Raw genomic sequence first — 1,807 nt, forward strand, 5'->3', positions numbered from 1 at the left:
ATATGGTCGCAAACCGCATCGAACCAGTACTTGCATCACCCGGTGCGTCCATATAAGGTCAACGGGCAACGCCTTTCGTTCACTCGCAACAGGCCAAACTAAATATGACTGAAAACAAAAACTATCAGCAGCTTACCCGCACTTTCCAGCGTCTCTCTCGCTTCTCGCATCTCGGCGCTATCGCCGGCTGGGATATGTTCGCCATGATGCCGCCAGGCGGCAGCGCCGCGCGAGGAGAGGCTCTGGCGGAACTGGGCGTGCTGCAACATCAAATCCTGACGGATAAAAGCGTGGCTGAGGCGCTGCGCAACGCACGTCAGGAAAACCTGAATGACGTCGAACAGGCTAATCTGCGCGAAATGACCCGCCAGTACGAACAGGCGGCGCTGCTGCCGGAAAGTCTGGTTGAGGCCAAATCACTGGCGGGCAGCCGCTGCGAACATGCCTGGCGCAGCCAGCGTCCGGCGAACGACTGGGAAGGTTTCGCCGAAAACCTGCGTGAGGTGGTCAAGCTGAGTCGTGAAGAAGCGGCGATTCGCGCCGGGGCGAAAGGCGGCTCCCGCTACGACGCCCTGCTGGATATTTTTGAACCGGATATGACCAGCGCGCGGCTTGACGTTTTGTTTGCCGATCTCAAATCCTGGCTGCCGACCCTGCTGGCCAGCGTCGTCGAAAAACAGTCCCTGCGCCCGCCGGTTGCCCCGCAGGGCCCGTTCCCGATTGCTGAACAGCGTGAACTGGGGCTGGAAGCGATGCGCATTTTGGGCTTTGATTTCGATGGCGGACGTCTGGATATCAGCGCCCATCCGTTCTGCGGCGGCGTGCCGCAGGATGTGCGCATCACCACCCGCTATAACGAAGAGGACCTGCTCAGCGCCCTGTTTGGCGTGATTCACGAAACCGGGCATGCGCGCTATGAGCAGAACCTTCCGCGTAAATGGCTCGATCAGCCGGTGGCGCTGGCCCGCTCAACGGCAATTCACGAATCGCAAAGTCTGTTCTTCGAAATGCAGCTCGGGCGCAGCGATGCCTTTCTGAAGCGCCTGCTGCCTGCCGTGCGTCAGCGTTTTGGCGAACAGCCAGCCTTCAGCACTGAGAATTTCATTGCCTGGAACCAGCGCGTCAAGCCGGGTTATATCCGCGTGGATGCTGACGAGGTCAGCTATCCGGCGCATGTTATCCTGCGCTACGAGATTGAACGGGCGCTGATCGATGGCGACATTGAGGTGGACGATATTCCCGCGCTGTGGGATGAGAAAATGCGCAGCTGGCTGGGCCTTTCCACCACCGGTAATTATCGTAACGGCTGTATGCAGGACATTCACTGGACCGATGGCGGATTTGGCTACTTCCCTTCTTATACCCTCGGCGCCATGTACGCCGCGCAGCTGATGGCCGCCGCGAAGCGCGCGTTGCCGCAGCTGGAGGCCAACATCGCCAACGGCGATTTCTCGGCGCTGTTTGCCTGGCTACAGCAGAACATCTGGCAGCACGGCAGTCGGTTCAGCACCTCACAGCTGATTATCAACGCCACCGGGGAAGATCTGAACAGCGATTATTTCCGCCAGCATCTCACCGCACGCTACCTGTAAACCCGCCCGTCGCGCCGGGGTTCTCCCGGCGCTCAGCACACAATCCTCGTCTCAGTAGCGGTTGTACATATCGTTACATGCCGATACCAAACACTCACGGAAAGCCAGCAAAGACAGGCATATAGTTCTTTCAACGGCCCCGCAGTGGGGTTCACTGAAAAAACAATTTCGAGGATATCAGAATGAAAAAAGTATTAGCTCTGGTCGTTGCCGCT

Annotated in this window: 1 protein-coding gene; it reads left to right on the top strand. The window is 58.3% G+C overall.

What is annotated here, in order from left to right:
* The first annotated feature begins 104 nt into the window (after positions 1-104).
* On the top strand, positions 105-1,592 hold the full coding sequence (locus tag CWM52_RS25790; protein WP_100686651.1) for a carboxypeptidase M32: 1,488 nt from the start codon (positions 105-107) through the stop codon (positions 1,590-1,592).
* Positions 1,593-1,807 lie beyond the last annotated feature (215 nt).

This window comes from Raoultella sp. T31 (genome assembly GCF_002806725.1).
Classification (GTDB): Bacteria; Pseudomonadota; Gammaproteobacteria; order Enterobacterales; family Enterobacteriaceae; genus Klebsiella; species Klebsiella electrica.

Bases quoted from the DNA above. Each gene is read 5' to 3' on its own strand.
- CWM52_RS25790 (WP_100686651.1), top strand. From the start codon at position 105: ATGACTGAAAACAAAAACTATCAGCAGCTTACCCGCACTTTCCAGCGT.